At 74.8% G+C, this 24,747-nt stretch carries 27 protein-coding genes; 10 read left to right on the top strand and 17 right to left on the bottom strand.

Features of this window, described 5'->3' with window-relative positions; genetic code table 11:
- Positions 1–140 precede the first annotated feature (140 nt).
- A complete protein-coding gene (locus tag ACQKM2_RS13275) occupies positions 141–344 on the bottom strand; it encodes a hypothetical protein (RefSeq protein WP_427709156.1) in 204 nt (67 codons plus the stop codon).
- On the opposite strand from ACQKM2_RS13275, the gene ACQKM2_RS13270 reads away from it, so the two are divergent.
- Complete coding sequence (locus ACQKM2_RS13270) at positions 345–527, top strand: hypothetical protein (protein ID WP_427709154.1); 183 nt, start codon at positions 345–347, stop codon at positions 525–527.
- Between the two features lie 51 nt (positions 528–578).
- Here the strand turns inward: ACQKM2_RS13270 and tgmC are convergent, their stop codons facing one another.
- The 9 genes from tgmC to ACQKM2_RS13225 form a co-directional block, all read right to left on the bottom strand.
- A complete protein-coding gene (tgmC, locus tag ACQKM2_RS13265; RefSeq protein ID WP_427709152.1) occupies positions 579–1,745 on the bottom strand; it encodes an ATP-grasp peptide maturase system methyltransferase in 1,167 nt (388 codons plus the stop codon).
- Complete coding sequence (gene tgmB, locus ACQKM2_RS13260; RefSeq protein ID WP_427709150.1) at positions 1,742–2,710, bottom strand: ATP-grasp ribosomal peptide maturase; 969 nt, start codon at positions 2,708–2,710, stop codon at positions 1,742–1,744. The genes tgmC and tgmB overlap by 4 nt, the downstream gene beginning before the upstream one ends.
- Before the next feature lie 4 nt (positions 2,711–2,714).
- Positions 2,715–2,978 carry a putative ATP-grasp-modified RiPP gene (gene tgmA, locus ACQKM2_RS13255; RefSeq protein WP_427709149.1) on the bottom strand — a complete coding sequence of 88 codons (264 nt, stop codon included), beginning with the start codon at positions 2,976–2,978 and terminating at the stop codon, positions 2,715–2,717.
- Between the two features lie 444 nt (positions 2,979–3,422).
- Positions 3,423–3,638 carry a hypothetical protein gene (locus ACQKM2_RS13250; RefSeq protein WP_427709147.1) on the bottom strand — a complete coding sequence of 72 codons (216 nt, stop codon included), beginning with the start codon at positions 3,636–3,638 and terminating at the stop codon, positions 3,423–3,425.
- The gene (locus ACQKM2_RS13245) at positions 3,631–3,792 is read right to left on the bottom strand and encodes a hypothetical protein (protein ID WP_427709145.1); all 162 of its coding nucleotides are present in this window, start codon (positions 3,790–3,792) and stop codon (positions 3,631–3,633) included. The genes ACQKM2_RS13250 and ACQKM2_RS13245 overlap by 8 nt, the downstream gene beginning before the upstream one ends.
- Positions 3,789–4,202 carry a hypothetical protein gene (locus ACQKM2_RS13240; protein WP_427709143.1) on the bottom strand — a complete coding sequence of 138 codons (414 nt, stop codon included), beginning with the start codon at positions 4,200–4,202 and terminating at the stop codon, positions 3,789–3,791. The genes ACQKM2_RS13245 and ACQKM2_RS13240 overlap by 4 nt, the downstream gene beginning before the upstream one ends.
- Positions 4,203–4,339: 137 nt before the next feature.
- Positions 4,340–5,593, bottom strand: a complete 1,254-nt coding sequence (locus tag ACQKM2_RS13235; RefSeq protein WP_427709141.1) for a helix-turn-helix transcriptional regulator — start codon at positions 5,591–5,593, stop codon at positions 4,340–4,342.
- 159 nt (positions 5,594–5,752) lie between these two features.
- Positions 5,753–6,223, bottom strand: coding sequence for a hypothetical protein (locus ACQKM2_RS13230; RefSeq protein ID WP_427709140.1), 471 nt, complete (start codon positions 6,221–6,223; stop codon positions 5,753–5,755).
- 359 nt (positions 6,224–6,582) lie between these two features.
- Entirely contained in the window at positions 6,583–6,903 is a 321-nt protein-coding gene (locus tag ACQKM2_RS13225) for a hypothetical protein (RefSeq protein WP_427709138.1), read from the bottom strand.
- Positions 6,904–7,016: 113 nt separating this feature from the next.
- Between ACQKM2_RS13225 and ACQKM2_RS13220 the strand changes: the two genes are divergently transcribed.
- Complete coding sequence (locus ACQKM2_RS13220; RefSeq protein ID WP_427709137.1) at positions 7,017–7,898, top strand: hypothetical protein; 882 nt, start codon at positions 7,017–7,019, stop codon at positions 7,896–7,898.
- A gap of 29 nt (positions 7,899–7,927) precedes the next feature.
- On the opposite strand, the gene ACQKM2_RS13215 is transcribed toward ACQKM2_RS13220, so the two are convergent.
- Positions 7,928–8,560: a hypothetical protein gene (locus tag ACQKM2_RS13215; RefSeq protein ID WP_427709135.1), complete on the bottom strand. Its 633-nt coding sequence runs from the start codon at positions 8,558–8,560 to the stop codon at positions 7,928–7,930.
- Positions 8,561–8,632: 72 nt separating this feature from the next.
- A complete protein-coding gene (locus ACQKM2_RS13210) occupies positions 8,633–13,486 on the bottom strand; it encodes a hypothetical protein (RefSeq protein WP_427709133.1) in 4,854 nt (1,617 codons plus the stop codon).
- A 223-nt stretch (positions 13,487–13,709) separates the two neighbouring features.
- Here ACQKM2_RS13210 and ACQKM2_RS13205 point away from each other — a divergent pair, with 223 nt between their 5' ends.
- A complete protein-coding gene (locus tag ACQKM2_RS13205; protein ID WP_427709131.1) occupies positions 13,710–14,069 on the top strand; it encodes a sulfatase-like hydrolase/transferase in 360 nt (119 codons plus the stop codon).
- 26 nt (positions 14,070–14,095) lie between these two features.
- Entirely contained in the window at positions 14,096–15,931 is a 1,836-nt protein-coding gene (locus ACQKM2_RS13200) for an NPCBM/NEW2 domain-containing protein (RefSeq protein ID WP_427709129.1), read from the top strand.
- Positions 15,932–15,940: 9 nt separating this feature from the next.
- Here ACQKM2_RS13200 and ACQKM2_RS13195 read toward each other — a convergent pair whose 3' ends face one another.
- Both ACQKM2_RS13195 and ACQKM2_RS13190 read right to left on the bottom strand, forming a co-directional pair.
- Positions 15,941–16,843: a formylglycine-generating enzyme family protein gene (locus ACQKM2_RS13195; RefSeq protein ID WP_427709128.1), complete on the bottom strand. Its 903-nt coding sequence runs from the start codon at positions 16,841–16,843 to the stop codon at positions 15,941–15,943.
- A 114-nt stretch (positions 16,844–16,957) separates the two neighbouring features.
- The gene (locus ACQKM2_RS13190; RefSeq protein WP_427709126.1) at positions 16,958–18,346 is read right to left on the bottom strand and encodes a sulfatase family protein; all 1,389 of its coding nucleotides are present in this window, start codon (positions 18,344–18,346) and stop codon (positions 16,958–16,960) included.
- Positions 18,347–18,613: 267 nt separating this feature from the next.
- Between ACQKM2_RS13190 and ACQKM2_RS13185 the strand changes: the two genes are divergently transcribed.
- Entirely contained in the window at positions 18,614–18,745 is a 132-nt protein-coding gene (locus ACQKM2_RS13185) for a hypothetical protein (protein ID WP_427709125.1), read from the top strand.
- A gap of 22 nt (positions 18,746–18,767) precedes the next feature.
- On the opposite strand, the gene ACQKM2_RS13180 is transcribed toward ACQKM2_RS13185, so the two are convergent.
- Positions 18,768–20,336: an alpha/beta hydrolase family protein gene (locus ACQKM2_RS13180; RefSeq protein ID WP_427709124.1), complete on the bottom strand. Its 1,569-nt coding sequence runs from the start codon at positions 20,334–20,336 to the stop codon at positions 18,768–18,770.
- Positions 20,337–20,606: 270 nt separating this feature from the next.
- Here ACQKM2_RS13180 and ACQKM2_RS13175 point away from each other — a divergent pair, with 270 nt between their 5' ends.
- From ACQKM2_RS13175 to ACQKM2_RS13155, 5 genes are all read left to right on the top strand, one after another.
- A complete protein-coding gene (locus ACQKM2_RS13175) occupies positions 20,607–21,767 on the top strand; it encodes a sensor histidine kinase (RefSeq protein WP_427709122.1) in 1,161 nt (386 codons plus the stop codon).
- A complete protein-coding gene (locus tag ACQKM2_RS13170) occupies positions 21,764–22,435 on the top strand; it encodes a response regulator (protein ID WP_427709121.1) in 672 nt (223 codons plus the stop codon). The genes ACQKM2_RS13175 and ACQKM2_RS13170 overlap by 4 nt, the downstream gene beginning before the upstream one ends.
- A 119-nt stretch (positions 22,436–22,554) precedes the next feature.
- On the top strand, positions 22,555–22,917 hold the full coding sequence (locus ACQKM2_RS13165) for a DUF1304 domain-containing protein (protein WP_427709119.1): 363 nt from the start codon (positions 22,555–22,557) through the stop codon (positions 22,915–22,917).
- A gap of 5 nt (positions 22,918–22,922) precedes the next feature.
- The gene (locus tag ACQKM2_RS13160) at positions 22,923–23,489 is read left to right on the top strand and encodes a TetR/AcrR family transcriptional regulator (protein WP_427709117.1); all 567 of its coding nucleotides are present in this window, start codon (positions 22,923–22,925) and stop codon (positions 23,487–23,489) included.
- A gap of 41 nt (positions 23,490–23,530) precedes the next feature.
- Complete coding sequence (locus ACQKM2_RS13155) at positions 23,531–24,013, top strand: GNAT family N-acetyltransferase (RefSeq protein ID WP_427709115.1); 483 nt, start codon at positions 23,531–23,533, stop codon at positions 24,011–24,013.
- Positions 24,014–24,044: 31 nt separating this feature from the next.
- On the opposite strand, the gene ACQKM2_RS13150 is transcribed toward ACQKM2_RS13155, so the two are convergent.
- Complete coding sequence (locus tag ACQKM2_RS13150; RefSeq protein WP_427709113.1) at positions 24,045–24,194, bottom strand: hypothetical protein; 150 nt, start codon at positions 24,192–24,194, stop codon at positions 24,045–24,047.
- 228 nt (positions 24,195–24,422) lie between these two features.
- On the bottom strand, positions 24,423–24,716 hold the full coding sequence (locus ACQKM2_RS13145; protein ID WP_427709111.1) for a hypothetical protein: 294 nt from the start codon (positions 24,714–24,716) through the stop codon (positions 24,423–24,425).
- Between the last annotated feature and the right edge of the window lie 31 nt (positions 24,717–24,747).

The raw sequence follows: 24,747 nt of genomic DNA, 5'->3' as shown, positions 1-24,747 counted from the left end.
GGCCGATCCGGCACCCCGGCCCGTCCGAACCGGTGGCGTCCCCGGGCCCGCCGTCGCCCGTACGGAGGAGCCGAGCCGGGAGGGCGGGCGGCCTGCCGGGCCGTGCCCGCAGCCCGGCCGGGGCGCGCGCGGACGGCGGGTCAAGCCGGTACGACCTCGACGGGGAGACCGGCGGCCCGTGCCGCGGCGACCGTGTCCGCGGTGCCGCCCGGGCGGCCCGGCAGGCCGTTCCACACCGCCACCAGCAGGTCGGCCCGGCCCAGGAGCACGCGGTTGGCGGCGCTGTAGGCCCGCGCGGAGGCCTGCCGGTACGGCAGGACGAGGTCGTACTCACCGAACTGCAAATGGACGTCCTCGAACGGCTACAGGCCGGCGACTCCCAAGAGGCTGCGGGTAGGCGCCTGGGGGTCAGCGACCGGATGGTTCAGCGGGCTGTGAGGGAGGCTCGTGATCGGCTCGGCTTGAAGAGCAGCTTCCAGCTGATGGCGTGGTTCGGCGGGTGGCTGAAGGAGACGGCTGAGCGGTAGCCGAGGGCCCCGGCCGGCGGGAGGGGTGCCGACCGGGGCTGCGTGCTGCGGTCAGCAGACCGGGTGATGCCAGCGCAGCTCGGGGGCGCTCCCCAGGCCGTACGTGTGCCCCCGCTCGGTGATCGCTAGCCGGACCTTGGTGACGTCCGGCCGCCCGTGGTCTGCCCATCCCAGGAGTGCCCGCTCAACGTCGTCCCAGAGGCGGACGGGTCCGCCCTGGCGGACGGTCCACTCGTCGCCGTCCTGGACGAGCTCGGCGAAGCTCTCCTGGTTCGGGTCGAAGAGGTAGACGCGGGGTCGGCCGTCGCTGTCCTGTACGCGCAGAACCTGGGCGGTCGGAGCCGCCAGCTGGGCCAGGAAGGCGGGCATGAGCTCGTCGAGGGTGGTCGGGGCGACGCGGGCCCGCCGGTCACTGTCGGCGTACGCCACGCGCGAGGAGAGGTCTCCGGCGATCGGCCTGATGGCCTGCGAACGCGCCGGCATGAAGCTCGCGTGCGAGATGAACCTCCCGTCGGCCGTACCGTCCTCGCGCACCGTGACCTTGGCGAGCCCGGTCCCCGTGGTCAGCGACCCGATGGTGGCCAGGATGACCCCGCCGGGGCGGGTCTGCCGGACCCAGGTGTAAGGGATCCGCCGGACGCCGCAGGTGGCGACCACCCGGTCGTACGGGGCCCGGCGGGGCAGGCCGAGGAGTCCGTCCCCCGTTACGGTCCAGGTGGAGTACCCGGCGGCCTCCAGGGCGGCGTCCGCGCGGGCGGCCACCCCCGGGTCGACCTCGATTGTGGTGACGTTGTCCTGGCCCAGGCGATGGCACATCAGCGCCGAGGAGTAGCCGGTTCCGGTGCCGATCTCCTGCACCCGGTGCCCGTCCTCGACCTCCAGCTCTTCGATCATCTCCAGTACAAGGCTCGGATCCGTGGAGGACGACGTCGGGATGCCGGGGACCGGGCTCGGCGCCTGGTCGGCGGTGAGGTGGTTGTCGAGCTGCGTCACGAGGGACTGGTCGGAGTAGGCGATCTCGGCCCACTCGGCCGGGTCTGTGTCGGCCGCGGTCACGGGTCGCCAGTGCCCGTTTCCAGCGGGTAGGAAGACGCCCGGGTTGAGGAACAGTTCGCGGGGGACGGCTTCGACGGCCTTCCGCCACGCGGGGGTGCGGATGGAGCCTGCCGCTTCGAGGCGGTCGGCCAGGGCCTGACGATGGGGGCTCGTGTCGATCAAGGGGTTTCTCCTCGGGCAAGCAGGTCAGCGAAAGCGGCCGCCATGGGAAGCCCAGAGCACTCCTCCAGCCACCCCCACTGACCATTGGGGTTGAGTTCCAGGAACCAGTGCGCTCCGTCGCGGTCGACGGCGAGGTCGAAGCTTCCGGACGCGAGGCCGAAGACGTCGAGGAAGGCGAACAGGGCCGTCTCCAGCGGGGCGGGCAGGGTGACGACCGAGTACGTCAGGGCAGAGTAGTCCCGCCGCCAGTCCAGGAGATCGGACTTGATGCGTACGGCGAAGACATGGCGGCCCACGATCAAGACACGGACGTCGCACGTCTTGTCGATGCACACCTGAAAGAGGTGTGGGGCGACCCGGACACGGTCGTCGATCTCATCAGCGGAGACCGGCTCGGCCCAGGGCGCCAGGCGCACGCCGTCTCGCTGGTAGGACGTCAACCGCAGAGTTTTGTAGATCACCTTCGGATGCGCCGCGACGAACTCTCGGGCCTCGGGTGGGTCGTTGGTGATCAGCGTGGGTGGCACGGCGAGGCCGAGGCGCTGGGCGAGACCCAGTTGGTGGGGCTTGTAGTCGGCTTCGGCGTTCCGCGCCGGGTGGTTCACCCACAGCAGGCCGTCGAGGCCGTGTAGGACGCCGCCGAGTCCGTGGCGCGTCTGCGCGGCGGCGAATCGAGCATCGTCGGGGCCCAGGTGGGGGAAGGTCGGCCAGGTTGGTCGGCGCCAGTACACAGCCCGTACGTCATCCAGGCGGGCGGCTCTCGATGGGGTGAGCAGGGTGAGCACCCGCCCGGCCGTGTGGGCCGAGCGGGTGCCGTACCGAGCCGAGACCGTCAGGCCGTCGCCGATGTCGGCGAGGTTGAACCTCACCACCGGCACATCTCGCTGGTTGAGGTGGGTGATGACCCTGTCGGCGGTGGGGTCGTCCGCCTCAGTGGCCACCAGGACCGGCCTCTTCTCGGTCATGGCGTCAGTCCTGCTGGTCGTCCTGGTCGGTGCTCTGGTCGGTGGCGCCCGGCTGTCCGTCCGGGCTGGTCGTCTGGGTGGTGCCGGTGGCGCTGGCGGTGCCGTGTTGGCCCATCTCGACCGTCCGGCCGTTCCGGTCGCGGTAGATGCCGAGCTGGGTGTCGGGGTCGATCGTGACGGAGGCGTGCGGAACCTGCACGGTGGTGGCGTACGGGGCGAGGCGACTGCTGCCCCACGGGGCGACAGGCGTGGAGTAGGTGATGGACATGGGACTCCGATCGGTGGATGAACCCGGGCCCGGGCGGGGCCGGGAGAATGAGGGCGCCGACTTCGCGCGGCCGGCCAGGGGCCTTAGGGAGTGGGCTCGGACAGCGGGCACGGCGGCGGGGGACTCTCCCGCTCGAACGGCCTGGCCTGTGCGGGTGGGGGGACGGTGCGAGGTAGCGCGCCAGGTGCCGGCCGTGCCGGTCGATGTAAAACGCCCACGGAGGGGAGTGCTCGACGTAGAGCTGCATGCGGAGATTGAGCAGGGCGCTCGCGTGGCCGCCCTCGGCCTCCTCGGGCGTCTCCAGCGTGGCGGCGATCCCGTCCGCCGGGCGGCGCAGCCAGCCTCCCGCGTCGAGGTGTACCTCCCGCTCGTAGTCGGGTAGGTGCCCGCGCTGGCCCGTGTAGGCGTAGGCGTGCCAGTGCGGACCGGCTGGCGGCAACGCGGTCACTGGCCCATGGCCGGCATGACGTTGTCGACGGCGGTCGTGAACTCCCGGCCGGACGCCCCACGGATGTAGGCCAGCTCCGTCCAGTGCTCGATGCCGGTGTCCGAGACGTTCTCGTTGATGACGGCCATCAGCTCGCCCTCGACACCGGACGCGATGTCCCGGACGCGCTGGCGTAGCAGACGGTGCGGCACGTACTCGTAGCACTCACTCATCCGACATCTCCCGAGCGGTGAGGACGAAGCGCTGCCAGCCGGCCTGCGCGCGGGCGAGGAGGTCGGCGCTGGGCGGCGGAACCTCGGCGAGCCCGGACCCGGGCTCGTCAGGAGTGTCAAGGCCCAGCACGTCCCGAGCCTCGTTCCCGATCACGAGCCGGTCCTTGCTGTCAGGGCGTCGGGCAGGACCACGACGAAGATGCCGCGCTGGCTCTGCCAGTTCTTCCAGCGGTCCTGCGCAGCCGGGCCGGAAGCGAGGTGGGAGATGGTGGGGACCACGAGGCCGGACACCTGCCGGTCCTCGATGAGCTGCGCGAGGCTCGGCCAGACCCGACGCTCCTCCCGGGGTGTGCTGGCGGGGCCGACGTCGCAGAGGATCGCGCCGGGGCGGACCGTCCAGTCTCTGGCCTCGGCGTACCGTCGAAGTGCGTCGAGCACGCTGTAGGGGGGCAGGCCCGAGGCGTCGGTGAGGTTGGCGTAGACGGCAACGCTGACGCGGGTGAGGCCGAGGGCGCCGTCCGCGATGTTCCGGCGCCGCTCGCGGGTCTGGGGGCTTCGGTTCATGGTGTAGAGGGTCCCGCTGACGCATGGTCAGCAACAGAAACGCCCCGTGCGACATTGACGCCGAGTGGGCGCCCAACTCGCACGGGGCGTAGGACCGTTGAACGGCAAACCGGTGGTGTTCGTACGAGCCGTCAGAGCTACAGCGCCGTGCGTCGGTCCGCCGCCGCGAACCCGGAGTCCACAGGCGTTCGGACGCCGATCAGCTTTGAGACGCGGGCGAGTCTGGCGTTCGACTGCCGCCCGACCTTCTCGGCGATCACGCCGGGCAGGGTCTGATGCCGGGCCCACTCCGGAGACGCGCGGAGCGCATCCTCAAGGGTCGTGAGCGAGGCGTCCCACATCTTGGCGTCCGCCTGCGCCATGGCCTTGTCCATCGCGTAGCGGTTCCGGGCCGCCTCGGTGAGCCGGGCGGTGTCCCCGTCCTCGCCTTCGGTGATGGACTGGATGAGGGTCAGCGCCTTCCCCGTCTGGCCCATCGCCACGTTGATGCCGACGGCCTGAGTGGTCGCGGTGACGGGACCGAACAGGGTCCCGTGAGCCCGGTGCTCCGCGCCCATGCGCGCGCCTGTTGCGTTGGACTGCGACAGGTAGTCCGCCGCGCGCGCCTTGTCTCCCTTCCGCGAGGCGACCACGGCCGCGAAGTTGACGTGACTGCCGTATACGGTCAGCTCGTCCGGCGTCGCGCGGGAGAACCGCGGCTCGATGTCCATGGCCGCCTTCTCCGCCAGCCGCACGGCGTCCTCCAGGCGCGCGTCACGCAGGTAGACCCAGGCACGGCCCGAGTCGACCAGCGCCGGCCGCAATCCGTCGTCGCTCTTCTCCGCCGCGTTCCGGGCGTGGCCGATGGCCGCGTACGCGAGGTCCCGCACGCCGACCAGGTTGGCCACGTAGGCGGCGATGCGGTAAGCGTCGGAGACGGCCCCCCAAGCAGGGCTCTGGTCGCCGGCGGGACGATCTCTCAGGGTGGCTGCGGCGGCCACCAGGAGCGGCGTAACGGTCGCCCCGGCCTCGGTGTAGCGGCCCCTCCAATACAGGTGCCAGCACCGGTCGGTAGCGCGCTGAAGGTCGTCGAGGGTGGCGGGTTCGGCGGCCTCGGGCAGAATGCCAGCGGCTGTGTCGTGGACGGCCGCCGAGAGCGCGCGGACCATCGTGCGATCGTCCTGGTCCATGGCACGGCGGGGTGGCTGCTGGCCTTCGATGACGGAGATGTCCGCGCCGAGGGCGGCAGAAATCTTCATGAGGGTTTGGAGGGTGAGGCGCCGGTCCTGCTCGGCTGCCTGGATGGTGGCCGGTGCGAGGTCGGTCATGGCGGCAAGCTGCTCCTGGGAGATCTGCTTCCCCCGAAGGATCTTGATGCGCTCGCCCGTGCTGTAGTCGGACCACGAGGGCATGATGGGCTCCGTTCTGAACCTCAGCTACCAGCACCGTACCGGCCAACTGGCGGATTGGGCATGGTGATCTCGTAGGGCGGAGCACGCACTCGCGGCCCCGGACGCACGGAAGCGCCCCCTCACGCCCGCAGGCGAGAGGGGGCAAGGTCGGCCAGTGCCTCAGGCAGTGGTGTTGTCGGTGATGAAACCAAGGGTGCTCAGCGCGGTGAGCAGTGAGCCGACCGCCGCGTTCCCGCCTCGGCTGCCCGTGACGCTGGGCTTGGCCACGGCAGCGGCCCAGTAGACACCCAGCAAGCTGCCCATGTGGCGGAACATCAGCGCGACGACGAGCGCGTCGTCCGTGGTGAGCTCGTTCGCCGCGGAGCACCGCAAGTTGGTGTCGCGCGCCGCGTTGCCGGGGCCCAGCTCCAGGGTCCCATTGGCGAGAACCCGCCACCGGTCGAACGTGTCGCCAGTGACCCCGCCGCCGACTGCGGGCGTGGCCTCTGAGGCCACGTTGTTGGTGCGGGTGCCGGTCATGATGCCGCCCGAGAGCGGCAGCAGACCAGCCAGCGCGGCAGCCGGGCCGGTGATCTGCGCTTGGGTGAGCGCGACCCGGGTCCGTACCGCCGGCCGAGTGGTCGGCTGCATGCGCGGCCGGTGTCCTGGGATTAGTCGTCGTCGGGTCGGTGGAGCGCAGCGCGATCCCCGCACCGGCCCCCGCGGCGCCGAGCGGCGGCTGAGGGCCGGTGTCCCCCGTGTCGTCCTTCGGGCCCTGGGCGCCGGCCGGGCCGGTGGCGCCAGTTGGGCCAGCCGGTCCCTGTGGGCCGGCGGCGCCGCGTACGTAGCCGGGCAGGCCGGGGTCCGCGACGGCGAGATCCTCGATGTCGACCGCCGAGCCGTTGCCGGTCGGCAGCGCGAAGACCCCCCGCACCGGCACCGGCACTCCGGCCACGGACTCCGTCAGCCGGTAGTAGCGGCCTTCGGCTGGTCGGTCTTCGCCGCCGCGATCAGCCGGGACAGGGACACCGAAGGCTGCCCGGCATGACCGTCACGGCGGCCGCGGCGTCGTGCAGGCGGTCGAAGTGTGCGGCGTAGTGCGGGGCGACCATCCTCGCGCGGTAGTCGTGCGACGGGAGGACGACCTCCAGCCGGCCGCCGGCTTCCAGGACGAGGTCCGCGAACAGGGCGTCGGCCCCCTCCGCCAGGCAGGAGAGGCCGGTCAGCCCGTCGGCGGACGAGCGCGCGAGGACGGCGCGCAGGCAGTCGGCGATGGCGGCCGACCTCTGCGGATCGATGCGCATGTGCCCGGTGACGGCGACCGTCGCCACGTCCCACCCCCGTTCGCTCCGGCCGAACGATAGCGAACCCGGCGGCCGGGGGCCGGGATGCTGCCGGTACAGTCCCCATTCGATCATGATCAACTCGGGGGACGGGGCACTGGATGGCACAGCGGGGCGGGTACGGCGGGCGGGGCGGGTACGGCGGGCGGGGCGGGCAGCCGGGCGGCTGGGCTCCGGCGGGGCGGACCGGCGCCCCGCCGTACGGGACGCCGCCGCCGGCGGGCCGGGAGCGGACGGGGCGCCACGGCTGTGTGACGGCACTGATGGCCCCCTTCGTCGCGGCCGCCCGTTTCCAGCGCCCGGGACGCGAGGACCGGCTGGCCGACCCCGCCATGTCCCGGGCCCAGGTGGCCCGTACGGGCATCGGCCTGGGAGCCACGGCCTGGCTGTTCTACGCGTACTCGCTGCGCCAGGAGGCCAAGGACGTCATCGACGACAAGCTCTCCGAGATGCTGCTCGCCGCCGCCGTGCTGATGGTCGTGGGACCTCTGGTCGTCGGCGCCTTCGTGGTCGCGGCCCGGCCGCCGCTGCGCGACCGGTACCGCCGGCGGCTGCGCGGCCCGCTGACGGCGTTCGGCGTGCTCTTGGGCGCGGCGGCCCTGCTGGTCTTCGCCTTCAGGAGCGACCTGCACGACCCGGTGTTCAGGGCGATCGGGGACGTCGGCTTCGCCCTGAGCCTGCCCGTCGGGCTGGCCTCCCTGTTCCTGCTGCCCTTCGTCCTGGCGTCCTCGGTGCTGTGCGTCCACCACTCCTTCCGGACCGCCGACGTCCACGAGGTGCTGCCGCCCCTGCTGTCGCCGGTCGTCGTCGTGGCGATGTCCGTCCTCCAGGCCGTCGACGGGCCACCGGTCAACGCCCCGCAGGGCGTGTGGTTCCTCTTCCTGGCAGGGGCGCCCCTGTCGGTGAGCGCCCTGTCCGTCTGGGAGCTGCGCCGGCTGCGCACCCGGTACGGGATCACCCTGCGCGGCGCCCTGGGCCGGTAGGCGGCCGGCCGGCCGCCGCCGTGGAGGCCTCACTCGTCGAGACCGCCGTAGACGTGGGCTTCGAGGCACCACGGGGCGTTGAACCCCACGGCCTCGCCCCGGTACACGGCGACGAGCGAGTCCTCGCCCCGCCACCAGCTGTCGGTCACGCCCTGCACCTCGGGCACCGGCTCGAAGCCGCCGAGGTCCAGCGCCTCGACGGCACTGCCCCTGAGCCGTGTGACGGTTCCGGCCCGGAGGCGGGCGTGCGCGGCGAGCGCCAGGGACTCCACCCAGCCGTCGGTGCTCGCGTGCAGGGGTGTCCAGTGGTTGGCGTCGATCCCGAACGCCCCATCGGGGCCGATCATGAATCCGTAGGCCATGGACACCCGGCAGTCCCCCGCCGGGAAGGACCAGCCCGCCGCGTCCGACCCTTCGGGGCAGTCGGCGTCCAGGACGCGCGGGCCGCCCTCGTAGAACGGGGCCGGCGGAAGGGCGAGGCCGCCCCAGCGGTCCTGGAAGGCCGCGGCCCGTTCGACCTCGGCGGCGGGAATCCCGTGCCCGGTCCACACGTCGCGGTGTCGTCTGACGTCCTGTCGACGCAGACGGATGCCGTCCACCTCGACGAACCTCCGGGCTCGGGGGCTCAGGCCGGCCGGCGCGGCACCGGTGTCGCTGGTCATGGCCCTGAAGCCTAGTGACCGGCCCGCCCGGATCACCGGGGTGGTGGTCCGGGCGCTGCGCGCGGGCGGCTGTCAGTGCTGCTGCGCGTCACCGTCCTCGGGGTGGAGGCGGTCCCATGCCGCGGCGAACAGTTCGTGGAGCGGAGCCGTCGGCAGGATCCGGCCGAACGGGGAGCGGATGGTGTTTCCCCACAGCGGGCGCACCTCGTGCGGGGCCAGCTTGGCCGCCTCCAGGGGCAGGTGCGGCGACTTGAGTTCCGTCCATTCCCCGGGCATGAACAGGGTCCGGCCGGCTCGTGCCCGCTTGGCCTCCACCACGGTGCCCGTGGCGAGGAGTTCCGTGCGGACCTCGGCGTGCCGTTTGGTCGTCCAGCCGTTCCAGCGGCGGACGTTCCGGTCGGTGGGGGCCGGCAGGGTCGCCAGCTGGAGGTAGAGCGCGGCCGCGTCGGTGCCCGTTCCCAGCCGGTCGCCCACCCGGGCGACCAGTTCGGGGCAGGACTGCCGCGGATCCGCTTCGTACGCCCCGGCCGGCACCGCCCCGGAGGCGGCCCGGCGCAGCATGCGCTCCAGGCCGCCGCCGGCCACCAGCGGCGCCACCCGGTCCAGTTCCTCCGTGAGATCGGTGAGCTCCCGTACCCGCTCCCACGCCTCGGGGTCGGCGACGGCCGCCGGACGCAGGAAGGAGGCTCCGCCGGGCGCGCACACGACCAGCGGTCCCGAGTCGAACGCGGTCACCGGGACGGGCCCCTCCTCCTTGCGGGAGTCCATCGCCACCGGCAGCCGTCCGGGCCCGAACCGCTCCTCGATGTCGGCCGAGGTCTTCTGGACGCGCCCGCCGCCCAGCGGCAGCAGCAGCTCGGGGCGGTCCAGCTCCGCCCGCAGCCGTTCGTACAGGGCCGTCGCCCCGGCCACCGCGGGATCTCCCGCGGGGCGGTCCGTCCACGCCCACACCAGCGCGCTCGCGATCCGGCCGAGGTCGAGGCCCACCGGGGTGCGGTAGGGCAGCTCCGGCCCGGCCGGGGGGACGGCACGGACTTCGACCCCGATCCCGTACGGGGTCGCCGCCAGCTCCCAGCCGGCGGCCTCCACGGTGGCGTCGGCGGCCGCCCCGTAACCGCCGGCGAGCCGCCGCGCCCACACCTCGGACAGCCCGAGCGCGTCCTCCAGGGCGTCCGCCGCCTCGTCGTGGACGGCGGGCAGCACGCCCACGAGCTCCCGCCACACCGCGGCCATCCGCTCCACCGCGGCCTCGACCCCGCCGGGCCGCCACAGCTCGGCCGGGTCGTCCGGCAGGGCCGCCGCCAGGACGGCCCTGCGGCCCGTGCCGCCGAGCCGGGCGCGCAGCGCCTCGTACGCCTCCGCCGTCATCGGCGTCGCCTTGTAGGGGGCCTTGCGCACCAGGGTGCGCTGCTCCTCGCGGTCGAACCGGCCGACCAGGCCGGCCACCACGAGCCGGGCCACCGCCCGCCGCACGCCGGTCAGCGCGGCGAACCGGGCGGCCGCCGACTCGGGCACCGGGAGCGGGCCGTGCTCCTCGACGGCGGCGATCAGGGCGCGCAGCCGGGCGGCGTCGTCCCGTTCCACGCGGACCTGCCGGGCCGCCGGAACGGCCGCCGGGACCGGGTCGTCCGCCCCGTCGCCGGCGGCGGCCGCCACGAACCAGCACTGCGAACTCCCGGGCCGCACCGCGGCGGACACCACGGTGGTGCCGCCCGTACGCAGCCCGTCCAGGACCTCCTCGGCCGCGCGCCCGGCCCACCAGCGGCCGCCCGGCCGGGCGAACGGCTGGTCCGCCCAGGTGTCCAGCAGGGCGATCAGCGCGGCCCGTTCCCCGTCCGGGGTCGGTGCCACCGCCGCCCGCCAGGCCGCCGCGCCGATCGTGCCGAGGAGCTGCGACCAGTCCTGCGGCGGCGCCGGCGGCGACAGCCGGCGCACCTCCTCCTCGATGGTCCCCGCCAGGCAGGCGCCGTCGGCCACCAGTGCGCTCAGCGTCGCGGCCAGGGCCACGTCCGCCGTGCGCCGCCACGCGTCCTCCTCCCCGTACGACACCAGTCCGCACAGCGCGGGCATCAGTTCGCCGTCCGGCACGGACCGGCGCGGCAGGACGGGCGGCGCCTGCGCGAGCAGGGTCACCCGGCGGTGCAGGGCGAGCCGGCGCTCCTCCACCCGCAGGGCCCGGGCGGCGACGGCCGCCACGGCCCCGGCCAGCACCGGGTCGGTGACGGCGGGCAGCTCGCGGGCCACGGCGGCCCGCAGCGCCTGCGCTCCGGCGCCGGCGGCGGCCAGCAGCGCCTCCGCCGTCTCCCGGCCCACGGCGCGCAGCGCCCGGGACCCGGCCGTGTCCCGGGTGCGCAGCAGGTACCAGAACGCGGGCGGCAGGGCCACGCCGCCCGAGGCGGTGGCCTTCCGGACCGGCTTCACCCGCGGGTGCCGGGGCGAGGCGTGCCCGTCCAGCTCCCACAGCAGGACGCCGTCCGCGGTGTACGCGCGCACGCCCGTCCGGGTCTCCGCCTCGGCGAGCACCACGTCCTGGACCGCTCCCTCCGGCGGTGCCCACAGGCCCCACGGCTCCTGCCCCGCCCGGTCGATGTCGAACAGGGCCTTGCGGCCGTCGATGCTCTCCACGAGGTAGTGGTCGGGTGCGTGGTCGCGGTGCCGGGTGCGGAACAGGATCCGGGTGCCGACGAGCCCGTCCCGGCTGCCCAACGGGGAGCCGGTCAGGCCGTCGGGCAGCGGCGCCAGCTGCAGCGCCTCCCTGGCGATGCTCATCCCGGCCTCGGACGGCTCGGCGGCGGGACCGGCGGGACCGGCGGGACCGGCGGAAGCGGCGGAAGCGGCGGGACCGGCGCCGGCCGGGCGGCCCGGGAAGTCCGGCAGGAGCACCGGGCCCCGGGGCTCGCCGGAGGCCGGGTCGACCGACTCCCACGCCCGGTCGTTGAAGACGCCGTTGACCCAGATCCGGGCGCCGTCGCCGAGCTGCAGCTCGTCGCCGTCGATGCCCTCGCGGCCGCCCGGGCGCAGGGCCCGCTGCCCGGAGTGCCGCCCGCCCTTGTCGGCGGTCTCGAACTGGAAGCCGTACGCCCCGTCCAGGGAGCCGCCGAAGGGCACCAGTCCGCGCAACTGCTCCGGTTTGAAGGGCTCGTCGGGCCGGTCGGCCCACACGGCGGTGTCGCAGAAGTACGGGCTCGGTTCCAGGGTCCAGCTGACGAGGAAGGAGCCGCCGGCGTAGTGGACCGCGAACATGGTCGCCCCGTCGGGCACCGTGAAGCGGCAGGTGCCGCGCACCCCGTCCGGGGCGACGGCCACGGCCCGGTCCCGTCCGAAGACCGTCAGCACCGGCCAGGTGGAGGTGACGCCCTCGACGCCCGGCAGGGGTCCGCCGGCCCGCTCGGAGCCGGAACCGGAGCCGGGGCCGGGGCCGGAACCGGGGCCGGGGCCGGGGCCCGCGGCCGACGCGAATTCGGCGTACACCGACTCCAGCTCGGGCCAGCCCAGTTCCTCCGGCAGGCCGGCGGCCAGCGCACGCCGCAGCGCGCCCGCCGCACCCGCTCCGGCGAGGGCGTCGACGATCCCGCCGAGGGCCGTCACCGTGGGCCGGTCCAGCAGCGTCTCCAGCTCCGCCATCGATTCCTCGGCACCGGCCATGCCCCCGCCGCCGACGGTGTCGACCAGCTTGCCGACGCGCGCCGCGACCTCCTGGGCGATGCCCTCGTTGCCCGGCAGCAGGGTGATGGCCGTACCGGCCCGGCGGACCCGCGCCATCGGCCAGTTCGGCAGCAGGTGCTGGTGCACGGTGCCCTCCAGCCGGGGGCCGAACACCGGGTCGGCGGCGAGGGCCGCCATGTCGCGCCGGGACTGCTCGCCCCAGAACCGCATCCGTGTCTCCGGGCCCGGGTCGACGACCGCCACCCCCGCCGCCAGCAGGGCGTCCAGCACGTCCGCGTCGAAGCCCTGGTAGTGGTGCCGGGTGGTGTGCACGGTCACCGGGCTTCCCTCCGCCCTCAGCCGCGGCCCCAGGACGCCGACCAGGTCGAGGAATTCGCCGGGCAGCGGCTGCCGCGCGACACCGCCGCCGCCGGCCCGGGTGTACTGGTACATGTGCACGAAGTGCCCCACCCAGCGGTGCAGTCCGCCTTCCGGCACGATCCGCCCGTCGGCCATCGCCGCGGCCGCGCCGCAGCCGTCGAGCAGCCGCAGCCACGCCCCGCCGTCGGTCGCGCCTTCCGGGAACACCTCCACCAGTCCGGCGGAGACCGCGTCCGTCGGCGGATGGGTGCCCAGGGCCGGGCACGCAGCGTCCAGCAGGGCGTCCGGCACGGACTTCTTCCGGGTGACCGCCAGGATCGATCCGGTCATCCGCGCGGTCTCGTCGTCCCCGTGACCGGCGGCCTTGGCGGAGGCCCGGACCCGCCGTACCAGGTCCGCCGGCAGGTCCGCCCGCGATCCGGCCCAGGCCGTGAGGAACTTCTCCAGTTCCGCGTGCGCGCCGGCAGGCTCCAGCGTCGCGGTGAGGAAGCGCTGGTGGGCGCCGAACTCCTTGGCCGGCATGGCCCCGCCCGCCGCGAACAGCAGTGCGTTCGCCCGGCGGTAGCCGGGATCCACCGGCAGTCCGTGCTCCGCCTCGGCCGTCCGCGCCGCCGCATAGGCCCGCCCGCCCGCCCGGCTCCCGTACCCGATCAGGCGGTGGCCCACCGTGTCCCAGAACCAGGGCAGGTGCGCCGGGGGCAGCTGCCGCGCCCGGTACGCCATCGTGTCCACGAAGCCGCCGGGCTTGTCGTAGGACCGGCCGAGCTCGGCGCTCATGAACTCGACCAGGTCGCGCGCGGCCCCGGCCGCGCCCGGGTCGTGGGCGGCGGCCCAGTCGGCGTAGGTGGTCGAGGTGTGCGTACCGCCGGAGGGCAGCAGGGATTCCAGAGAAGCGATCACGCATGCGATCGTCGCACGGCCCGCTGACAGGCCCCGGTCGGCCGAGTAGCTCCGGCGGTCCGGGGCCGGGCGGGGGCCGGAGTCCGGGGCCGGGCGGGGGGGCCTGGCGCGGGCCGGGCGGGGCGTCACAAGGTCTTCATGTGCTGTGCATGGTCCTGGCCGAGCCCGGCGCCCATGATCGGCGCACAACGACCGGTCCCGCGCACCCGAGGAGCACCCCGCCATGTCCACCCGCCGTACGTTCCTGGCCGGTTCGACCGCCGCGCTCGGCCTCGCCGCCGGCGCGGCCCACGCCGCGCCCTCGGTGACGGCCCCTCAGCCGGCGGCCGCCCCCGGCGGCCGGCCGCCGAACCTCGTCGCCGTCCTCGCCGACGACCTCGGCTACGGCGAACTCGGCGCGTACGGGCAGAAGCTGATCGCCACCCCCCGCCTGGACGGGCTCGCGGCCGAGGGGCTCCGGTTCACCGACGCCTACTCCACCGCCGCCGGCTGCGCGCCCTCGCGGGGTTCCTGCTCACCGGGCTCCACACCGGCCACGCCACCGTCCGCGCCAACCCCTCCTCCGGCGGCCAGGGTTCCCTGACGGCCGCCGACACCACGTTCGCCCAGGTGCTGCGGGCCCGCGGCTACCGGACCGCCGTGATCGGCAAGTGGGGCTTCGGTCCGGAGGCCGCGGGCCAGGAAAGCCACCCGGCCGCGCGCGGCTTCGAGGAGTTCTACGGCTACATCGACCACGGCCACGCGCACCAGTACTACCCCGAGTACCTCTGGCACAACGGCGCCAGGGAGCCGATCCCGGCGAACGCGGGCGGCGCGAAGGCCGTGTACGCCCCGGACCTGCTGGAGCGGCGCGCCCTGGAGTTCATCGGAGAGCACGCCGCGGAACCGTTCATGCTCCTGCTCACCCCGAACGTCCCGCACGCCCCCAGCGACGTCCCCGACACCAGCGCGTACGCCGACCGGTCCTGGACGGCCGCCAACAAGGGGCACGCCGCCCAGGTGAGCTGGTTCGACGCCCTGGTCGGCAAGGTCGTCGACCGGCTGCGCGCCCTCGGCCTGGAGCAGGACACCGTCCTCCTCGTCACCAGCGACAACGGCCCCCACGAGGAGGGCGGGGTCAACCCCGACCTGTTCGACGCCAACGGGCCGCTGCGCGGCTACAAGCGCAACCTCTACGAGGGTGGCGTACGCGTCCCCCTCATCGCCTGGGGCCCCGGCCGGGTCCGGCAGGGCACCAGCGACCGTCCCACCCCCCTGACCGACGTCCTGCCCACCCTCGCCGAGCTCGGCGGCGCCCCCGCCCCCGCCGACGTGGACGGGCTGTCCGCCGCGCCGCTGCTCGCCGGGAGCCCGGACTCGGCCCGCCACGGGCACCTGTACTGGTTCCGCGACGAGCTGGGCGTCACCAGCCGGGCCAACGCCCAGGACGCCAAGCGCGGCACCTGGCTCGCCGAGGCGGTCCGCCGGGAGAACTGGAAGGCCGTGCGCTTCGCACCCGAACGCGACCACGCCCTCCCGGACGCGAAGTGGCAGGTCGAGCTGTACGACCTGGCCGCCGATCCCGGTGAGGGCCGCGACCTCGCCGGCGCGTACCCGGCGCGGGCCGCGGAGCTGGTGGCGCTGATGCGGTCCTCCTGGAAGGACCCGTATCCGCGCGTCCCGTTCGGCGCGCGGCTGTCGCCGCCCGCCCTGGCCGTCCCGGGTGAGGCGTTCACCGTGACCGCCACCCTCGACAACGGCTCCTCGCGGCCCTGGAGCTCCGCCGCGCTCGCCCTGCGCGCGCCCGCCGGGTGGACGGTGGCCCCCGCGTCCGCCACGGACGCCGGACAGCTCCCCGCGGGCGGCCGGCTCGCCGCGTCCTGGCGGGTCACCCCGCCCGCGGACGCCGCCCCCGCGACGGCGTGGACGCTCACCGCGGAGGGCAGCGCCACCGCCCCGGGAGGACCGGTCCGGTACGCGGCGACGGGGACCGTGCCGACCCCGCCGCCGGCCCCGACGCGCGACTCGTACCTCTCCGACCTCGCCTGGATCAGCGCCGCGAACGGCTGGGGGCCGGTGGAGCGTGACGCGTCGAACGGCAGGAACGCCGCCGGGGACGGCCCGCCGATCTCCTTCGGCGGCACCGCGTACCCCAAGGGCCTCGGGGTCCACGCGCCCAGCGACATCGCCTACCACCTCGGCGGGGCCGCCGTACGGCTCACCTCGCTGGTCGGCATCGACGACTGCTCCGCGAAGCAGAGCACGGCCGGTGCCACCCGGGCCAAGGTGTACGGCGACGGCCGCCTGCTGCTGACCACCCCGGTCCTCACGGCGGCGGGCGGTCCCGTGGCGGTCGACCTGGACGTGCGCGGCGTACGGGTCCTGCGGCTGGTGGTCGAGGACGCCAACGACCGCACCTCCTTCGACCACACCTCCTGGGCCCTGGCCCGCGTCACCGTCTCCTGAACGCGTGGCCTACGCGGGACCGGCGGCCACCCGGAAGCCGATGTTCCCGGTCGAGCTGTCCGGCGTGTTCGAGCTGCGGGCGGCGACCCGGTAGCGGTTGCAGTAGGAGTCGTGGCAGAGGTACGAGCCCCCGCGCATCGCCCGCGAGGTCTCGTCGCCGGGGGTGAACCGGTCGGAGCACCACTCCCAGACGTTGCCGACCGCGTTGTAGAGCCCGAAGCCGTTGGGCCGGAAGGACTTCACGGGGGCGGTGGACACGTGGCCGTCGGCGCCGGTGTTGAGCACCGGGAACTCGCCCTGCCAGATGTTGCACATGTGCCGGCCGCCGGGCGTCAGTTCGTCGCCCCACGGGTAGCGCCGCTGCTCCAGCCCGCCGCGCGCGGCGTACTCCCATTCGGCCTCGGTGGGCAGGCGGGTACCGGACCAGGCGCAGTAGGCCTGGGCGTCGTTCCAGGAGACGTGGACGACGGGGTGGTTCTGCCGGTCGGTCACGTGGGAGCCGGGGCCCTCGGGGCTGCGCCAGGACGCCCCTTCGACGGCCCGCCACCACGGAACGCCCGGTACCGGGCGGGACACGGCGGCGACCTCGTCGGCGAGGAACGCGCCGAAGGTGAAGGAGAAGCCGAAGCGCTCGGCTTCGGTGGTGTGCCCGGTGGCCTTGGCGAAGGTGGCGAACTGGGCGTTCGTCACGGTCGTGGCGGCGATCCGGAAGGGCTCCACGGCCACCTCCCGGACGGGTCCCTCGGCGTCGGCGGGGAAGCCGTCGGGGTCGTCGGTGCCCATGAGGAACCGTCCGCCGGGGAGGGCGAGCAGCTGCCGGGCCGCCCGGGACGGCGGGGCCGCGGGGGGCGGCGGCGGTGCGAGGGTGAGCACCGGGGCGTGGTCGTGGCCGGGGGTGCAGCAGGCGGGCATGTCGGCTCCGTGGGGACGATGGGCGGCCGGGCACCCCGCCCTGGTGGCGGGGTGCCCGGCCGGCGGTGCGGGTCAGGCGGTGCGGTGGAGGCGGTGCGGTGGAGGCGGTACGGGTCAGGCGGTGCGGTCGGCGTGGAGCTGGGCGGCCAGGGCGGGAATGCCCAGGGCCTGCTCCTGGGCCGGGGTGGCCTGGTACAGCTTGTTGGTGAGCTGGTGCGGGTCGTCCACGAGGTCGTAGTACTCGCGGAACGTGACCTGCCCGGTGCCCGAGACGGTGCCGTTCGCGTCGGTCGTCAGGTCGTAGTACTCGGTGTACTGCTTGTCCTTGGCCACGTACGAGGACCAGGTGGGTGCCCCTCCGGCGCCGGCGCCCTGCTTCCACCACTCCACCAGCAGGTGGTCGCGGCTGTGGGAGGAGAGCAGGGAGCGGCCGTCCTGGGGTGCCGCCGGGGTGATGCCCGCCGCCTCCAGGATCGTCGGGGCGATGTCGATGTTGGCGACGATCCGGTCGTCCTGGGTGCCCGCCCCCAGGCCCCCGGCCGGCCACGAGAGGTAGAACGGCACCTCGTGCGCCGGGCGGTAGGGCACGGACTTGGCGGTCCAGCCGTGGTCGCCCCAGCTGAAGCCGTTGTCGCCGACGTAGACGACGAGGGTGTTGTCGAGCTGGCCGAGCGCCTGGAGCCGGTCCTTGAAGGCCTGGACCGCGTCGTCGACGGAGAGCAGGGTGCGCAGCTGCTCGGCGCGGATGGCCTGGCCGTCGGCGAGGGTGCCGGTGGCGTTCCTGATGTAGGCCGGCTTGTCGCTGCGGTCCGCTTCGGGGACCGAGGGGCGGCCGTTCCAGGCGGGGACGGCGGTGCCCGCGTACTTCGCCTCGGGGGTGCGCGGGCCGTGGGAGGCGTACGGCGTGACGTAGGCGAACCAGGGCCGGGTGTCGGTGGCGGCCTTGTCGAGGAACTTCAGGGTGCGGTTCTTGACGACGGTGGTGGTGTAGCCGTTGATCGTCTGGACGGTTCCGTTGACGTTCCACTGGGCGTCGACGTAGGCGGGCTGGAGGAGGGCGAAGTCCTCGAAGTGCGGCGGACTGTCGGCCAGCGTCCAGGAGTTGAGGTACTTGCCGAACAGGCCGGTGCGGTAGCCCGCCTGCTGGAGGTACTTCTGCACGGTGGTGCTCTGGTCGAGCGCGTGCGAGGCCTTGTTGTTGCGCACGCCGTGGTTGTGGGCGTGGCGGCCGGAGAAGACGCTGGAGCGCGAGGGGGCGCACAGCGGGGTGGTGACGTGCCCGTTGGTGAACTTCACTCCCTGGCCCGCGAGCCAGGCCACGGTCTTGGGCAGGGCCCATTCGGTGTGCTTGGGCTGGTCGTCGGTGACGATCAGCAGGATGTTCGGGCGGCCGGCCGCGGCGGCGTGCGCGGCGGTGGCGGGCAGGGCCGTGGTGGCCGCCACGGCGGCGGCGCCGCCGAGGAAGCCGCGGCGGCTCACCGGGTGTCGTCTGTTCTCGCTCATGGTGTCCGTTCCTCCTGGATGCTGCGGCGCATGGGTGCGTGGGCGCGCGGCGGCGCAGGCCGCGGCGCGCGAGGGGAAGACACGGGAGTCGGGCGGGGGCGCCGGGTGGGGATCCCGTAGGGGAAGGGGCGCGGTCAGCGCGCCGGGGCGACCGTACACAGGGCGCTGGCCACCAGGCCCTGGTCGACGTGGCGGCGCGAGGTGAGGGTTCCTGCTGCCATGGCGACGAGAGTAGGCGCAGCGGAACCCCGGTTCCATGTACGGCGGATGAAATGCGGAACGGCGGCTGCGGCACCGCTGTTCCGCGGCCGGCGGGTCCCCTTCGGCGACGTGGTGGCCGTGGACCCCGGCGCCCGGGCCATCGACCGTCTGGTGGCCTGGGCCGGACGCCGGCCCTGAGCGCCCGGGCGCGGCAGGCCGGTCAGGGGGTCGGTGCCGCGGTGCCCCGCGCCCCTGAGGACGAGACCGTGCCGTAGGCCCGGAGGGTGTCGGCCGGGTCGCCGGGGCGGCCGCGCAGGGTGGCGTCCAGGAAGGCGAGGGTGGCCGCGGCGACGGTGCGCGGGCTCTCGGTGCGGCCCAGGGTGCCGACGATCGAGGGCACCGGCGGCAGGTAGAGGGGGCCGTCCGTGAAGGTGAGGTGCCCGGCGCCGGGGACGGTGAGCCGGTAGCTCGTCGCGGTGTTGTGGTCGAGGGCCTCGGTGAGCCGGGGGAGGTAGCGCGGGTCGGTGCCGGCGGTGATCTCCTGGGTGAGCGCGAGCGCCGGCTTCCCGAGGGCGGGCGCGGTGGGGCCGTGGGGGTAGCCGTCCAGGTCGACGACGGCGTCGAACCGGTGGTCCCGGCGGGCCGCCTGGAGGGCGGCGGCTCCGCCCAGGGAGTGGCCGGCCACCGCGGCGCGGCCGGTGTCCAGGCGTCCGGTCAGCGGGTCGGTGGTCTCGCCGCGGTCCAGTCGCTCCAGCTGGGTGAGGGCGAAGCCGAGGTCGGCGGCCCGGACGGCGGTCCAGCCGACGGCCAGCTCCTCGTCCTTGTCGCGGTCCCCGGAGGAGACGGTGGTGGAGCGGATCGTGCGGCCGTCGGCGACGACGACGACGGCGGAGTCGTACGGGTGGTCGAGGGCGGCGACCAGGTAGCCGTGGCCGGCCAGCTCCTCCGCCCAGGCGGTGTTCTGGGACCGCACCCCGCCCGACCCCGGGGAGAAGAGGACGACCGGGAAACGCTCGCCCCCGTCGGCCACCGGGGCGTCGACGACCGCCCGGCTGCGGGCCCTCGGCACGCCGTCGACCAGGAAGCCGGGCAGGCCGACCCCGTCGGCGAGGGCCTCGGCGACGGTCCGCGCCTCGTCCTGCGTGCGTCCCAGGTACTGGGCCCGGGGGACGCCGGCGGGGCTCTTCCGCGCCGGGTACCAGAGCTGGGCGACGACGGTGCGCCGGTCGTCCGGATCGGCGGTGAAGCCCTCGGGGCGGAGCGGGTCGGTCCACTGCAGCACCCGGGTGCCGACCGCGAAGTCGCCCGTCGGCTCGGGGAAGACGGGCACGGGGAAGGCCCAGGCGGCCACCGGGCCGGTGGCGATGAGGCCGGCGCAGGCCAGCGTTCCCGGCAGGGCCAGCCACCAGCGGGCCCGCCGCGCCGGCCGGCCGGTACGGCGCCGCAGCAGGGGCGGGAGGGCGAACGCCGAGACGGCGGCGGCGCCGGCCAGGACCGGCAGCATCTGCCAGCGGATCCCCACGACGCCCAGCACGATCGCCGACGGTACGAGGACCGCCCCGGCCGCGAGGGTGCCGGGCCGGCGGGCGGCCGGGGGGAGCCAGCGCGCCACCAGCAGCGCGACGGCGCCCAGCAGGACGAGTACTTCCGGAAGGGACAGGAACGGGCTCTGGGGCAGGGACAGGGTCTGGGACAGGGAGAGGGTCTGGGACAAGGGCAGGTGCAGGGACGGCCCCGGGGTGGTTTCGGTCACCCCGCCATGCTCGGCGCCGGGCCCGCGCCGTCGCATCGGCCCCGGGTCGCCGCCGGCTGCGACCGGGATGGCAGCCGGGGCGGGCCGCCGGTGCGACCGGGGTGGCAACCGCGCACCCCGGACCGGGGGCCGGCCTGCGACCGCGGGAGGTGGCGGCCTCCTCCTGTGGTCGTACCCGTGCCCGGTGCGGTTCCGACGCCGGGCCCATGTGCGGCGCGGACCGGCGGCCTACGCTGCGGCTGTACGCGGTGGCGGCCCCGGCCGGGCCTCCCACGACGGCCGATCGGCAAAGAGGTGTGGGGGGGTGTGACGGTGCGCCACCGGGACCGGGTACCGCCCCTGGTGTGGGACTCGGTGCTGCCGGCGCTGCTCCTGCTCAACGTCGCGACCACGTACCCGGCCCGGGAACTGCCGGTGGCGGCGGCGCTCACCGCCGCCCTGGCGCTGCCCCTGCTGTGGCGGCGCCGGGCCCCGCTCGCGGTGTTCGCCGCCGTGGTGGCCGCGGCCTGCGTCCAGTGGCTGGTGGACGTCCAACTGCCCGCGGACGTCGCCCTGCTGGTGGCCCTGTACGCGGCGGCCGCGCACACGGGCCGGCGCGGCACGCTGCTCGCCGCCGCCGTCGTGGAGGGCGGGGCCGTACTGGCCTGCCTGCGCTGGGCGTCGGACGGCGCGTTCTGGACCCCGTTCGTCGCGCTCTCCGCGACGGTGGTCGCCGCCGCCGTCCTCGGGGTGAACGTGCGGACCGGCCGGGCCTACCTGGCCGCCGTGCAGGAGCGGGCCGAACGGCAGGCGCTGCACCAGGAGCAGCAGGCGCTGCTGGCCGTCGCCGAGGAGCGGGCCCGGATCACCCGCGAGGTGCACGACATCGTCACCCACAACCTGTCCGTCATGGTCGCGCTCACCGACGCCGCCGTCTACGCGCAGCACAGGTCGCCCGACCGGGCCACCGCCGCGATGCTGCAGATCTCCGAGACGGGCCGGCAGGCCCTCACCGACATGCGGCGCTCGTTGGGGGTGCTGCGGGCCGACGAGCCGGACGCCGGGCGCCACCCGCTGCCGGGCATCGCCCAGCTCGCGGCGCTCGCCGGCCAGATGGCCGCCGCCGGGCTGCCGACCGGCCTGGAGGTCCGCGGCGGCCACGCCCATGTGCCGGCCTCCGCACAGCTCACCGTCTACCGCCTGGTGCAGGAGGCGTTGACCAACACCCTCAAGCACGCCCCCGCCGGCACCCGCGCGAGGGTCCTGGTCGAGTGCTCGGCCGGGAGCGTCGGCGTGGAGGTCACCGACAGCGGCCCCCGGCCGGCGCTTCCCGCCGGCGCCGCACCGCCGTCCGGCCACGGCATCCCCGGGATGCGCGAGCGCGCGGCCGCCTACGGGGGGACGCTGCGGGCCGGGCCGCTGCCGGGCGGCGGCTGGGGCGTGCGGACCCGGCTCCTGCTGGGCAGCGGCGGGACGGGCGCCGTATGAGGATCCGCATCCTGATCGCCGACGACGAGGCGCTGCTCCGGATGGCCTTCGGCATGGTCCTGGAGGCCCAGCCCGACATGGCGGCGGTCGGCGAGGCCGCGGACGGCGCAGAGGCCGTCCGCCTCGCCCGGGAGCTGCGGCCCGACGTCGTGCTGATGGACGTCCGGATGCCCGGGACGGACGGGATCGAGGCGACCCGGCAGGTTGTCGAGGTCTCACCGGGGAGCAGGGTGCTGATCCTGACCACCTTCGACCTGGACGCGTACGCCTTCGCCGCGCTCGGCGCCGGGGCCTCGGGCTTCCTGCTGAAGAACACCCGGCCCGAGGAGCTGCTCACCGCGATCCGCGCCGTCGCGGCGGGCGACGCGGTGCTCTCCCCGCGGATCACCCGGCGCCTGCTGGAGGACTTCCGTCCGCAGCTGGCCGGCGGGGGCACCGCCGCCGCCGTCCGCGACGGGCGGCTGGACCGGCTCAGCGCCCGGGAGCGGGAGGTGCTGGTCGAGGTCGGCCGCGGCCTCTCCAACGCCGAGATCGCGGCCGTCCTGTCCCTCGCGGAGGCGACCGTCAAGTCCCATCTGGGGCGGGTCCTGCTGAAGCTGGAGCTCCGCGACCGGATCCAGGCCGTGGTCTTCGCCCACGAGAACCGCCTGGTCCCCCCGGCCGCCTGACCCCGGCTGCGGGCTGCGGGCTCGGTGGCATGTGCTGCTCATGACCCCGGCGGGCTGACTCCTGGACGACTGTCCATGTATTCTGGACACCTGTCCATGATTACTCAGGAGGGCTACCCGTGGAGACGACCGCGACCGTACTGGTGGGCCTGGTGGCCGCACTGCACGCGTACATCCTGGTCCTGGAGATGTTCCTGTGGGAGCGGGCACCCGGCCGCAAGCTCTCGGGGTTCGACGCGGAACTGGCCCGCGCCACCGCGCCGCTCGCCGCGAACCAGGGCCTCTACAACGGCTTCCTGGCCGCCGGCCTGCTCTGGGGCCTGTTCGCCTCCGACCCGACCGGGTTCGGGGTCCGGGTCTTCTTCCTCGGCTGCGTGCTGGTCGCCGGGGTGTACGGGGGGCTCACGGCCAACCGGCGCATCCTGCTCGCCCAGGCGCTGCCGGGCGCGTTGGCGCTCGGCGCGGTCCTGCTGGCAGGGTAGGCGGCATGCCGGAAGACCCCCGTACGGAACGGACCCGGGCCAAACTGCGGACGGCCCTGCTGGAGGAGTGCGCGAGCCGCCCGCTGGAGGCGGTCAGCGTCGCGGCCCTGGTCCGGCGGGCCGGGGTCGGCCGGGCCACGTTCTACCTCCACTACTCCGACCTGGAGGCACTGTCCGTCGACGCCTGCGCCGAGATCGTCCGCGAGGCCGTCGACGCCCTGCACGCCTGGCGCGGCATCCCCGACCCCGCCGTCCCGCCGCCGGCCCTGACCGCCTTCTTCGGCTCGCTCCCCCGGCACGGAGGCCTCTACCGGGAGTTGCTGCGCCCCGGGGGCGGCGGACCGCTCGGCCTCGTCCTCCACCAGGACCTGCGCGCCCGCAGCCGCGCGGAACGCACCCTGGCCGGCGCCCCGGAGCCCGACCTCATCGCCTCCGCCGTCGCGGCGACCTTCGCCGGGATCCTCGCCGACTGGCTGCACGGCCTCATCGAGGCCACCCCCGCCGAGATCGCGGGACGCGTCTGGCGGCTGCTGATCACCCTCCACCGGGCGCCGGGCCCCGACTGGGGCTGAGACGCGGCGGCTCCGGCGGACCGTCCCGGTACGGTCGGGCCATGCCCGAACTGAAGCTGCTGCACGTCGACCACGCCCCGGCGGTCCTGGCCTTCGAGCTGGCGAACCGCGCCTACTTCGCCGCCTCGGTCCCGGACCGCGGCGACGACTTCTTCGACCGGTTCGCGGAACGGTACGACGCCTTGCTGACCGAGCAGGGGGCGGGAACCTGCGCCTTCTACGTGCTGGTCGCCGAGGACGGCTCGGTACTCGGCAGGTTCAACCTGGTCGACATCGAGGACGGCACCGCGGAACTCGGCTACCGGGTCGCGCAGCACACCGCCGGCCGCAGCATCGCGACCGCGACCGTCCGGGAGCTGTGCCGGCTGGCGGCGGCCCGGCACGGGCTGCGCACGCTGCGGGCGGCGACGGCCCACCGGAACGCCGCGTCTCAGAAGGTGCTGGCCAAGGCGGGGTTCGTCCCCGTCGGCCCGGCCGACCCCGGCGGGGAACCGGACATCTGGTACGAGCGCGAACTCGCCTGAGCTCCTGCTGGGGAGGGCGGACGTCCCGGTTCTACGACCAGCCCATGGAGTTCGTGGAGGCTCCGGCCTGCGTGGCGGCCGGAGCGGCCGGAGCGGCCTGAGCGGCAGCGGCGACACCGAGCACGGTGAGGGCGGAGAGGGCGGCGACCGCGGCGGCCTGGGCGATACGGATGCGGAGCATGGGGGTGTCCTCTTCTGACGGTTCGAGCGACGGATTCGTGTCCTCAACCGGCCTGCGCCCCGCGGTGGCGCTGTCCGGTCCTGGCCGGCCCGGAGCGTCGCTCCCTGCCGGCTAGAACTACTTTCGACGCAGGCCGGACGAGGCGGAAGGGGATCCGGCTGGCCCGAAACGGCATTGGCCGCTTCGGGCCACCGACGGCGCGGAGGCGGCCCTGAAGAGGAGCGGCCGCTATTCGAAGGCCGCCGCGATGAGGGGCACTTCCGGCCTCGACGGCGTCCAGCCGGCGAGCTCGGGGCAGCGCGAGAGCAGCAGGCGGACCAGGCCGGCCGCCCGGTCCTCCGCCTCCCTGAGACTGCCCGCGCACAGATACAGGCCGATCACGGGATCCGGGAGGGCGCGCGGATGGACACTGACGTGCTCGATCCCGTCGTCAGGGCCGAGACGGGAACGGATGAGTGAGCGCAGGTCCGTGGGAACGGAGGCATCGCACGGTGCGCGCAGACCCGTGTGGACGAGATACATGGAACCGACTCTTCCAACTGGGCGGCTCCCC

The sequence above is a fragment of the Streptomyces sp. NPDC004126 genome (assembly GCF_050275515.1).
Lineage (GTDB): Bacteria > Actinomycetota > Actinomycetes > Streptomycetales > Streptomycetaceae > Streptomyces.
This window is presented reverse-complemented; position numbering and strand designations above follow the sequence as displayed.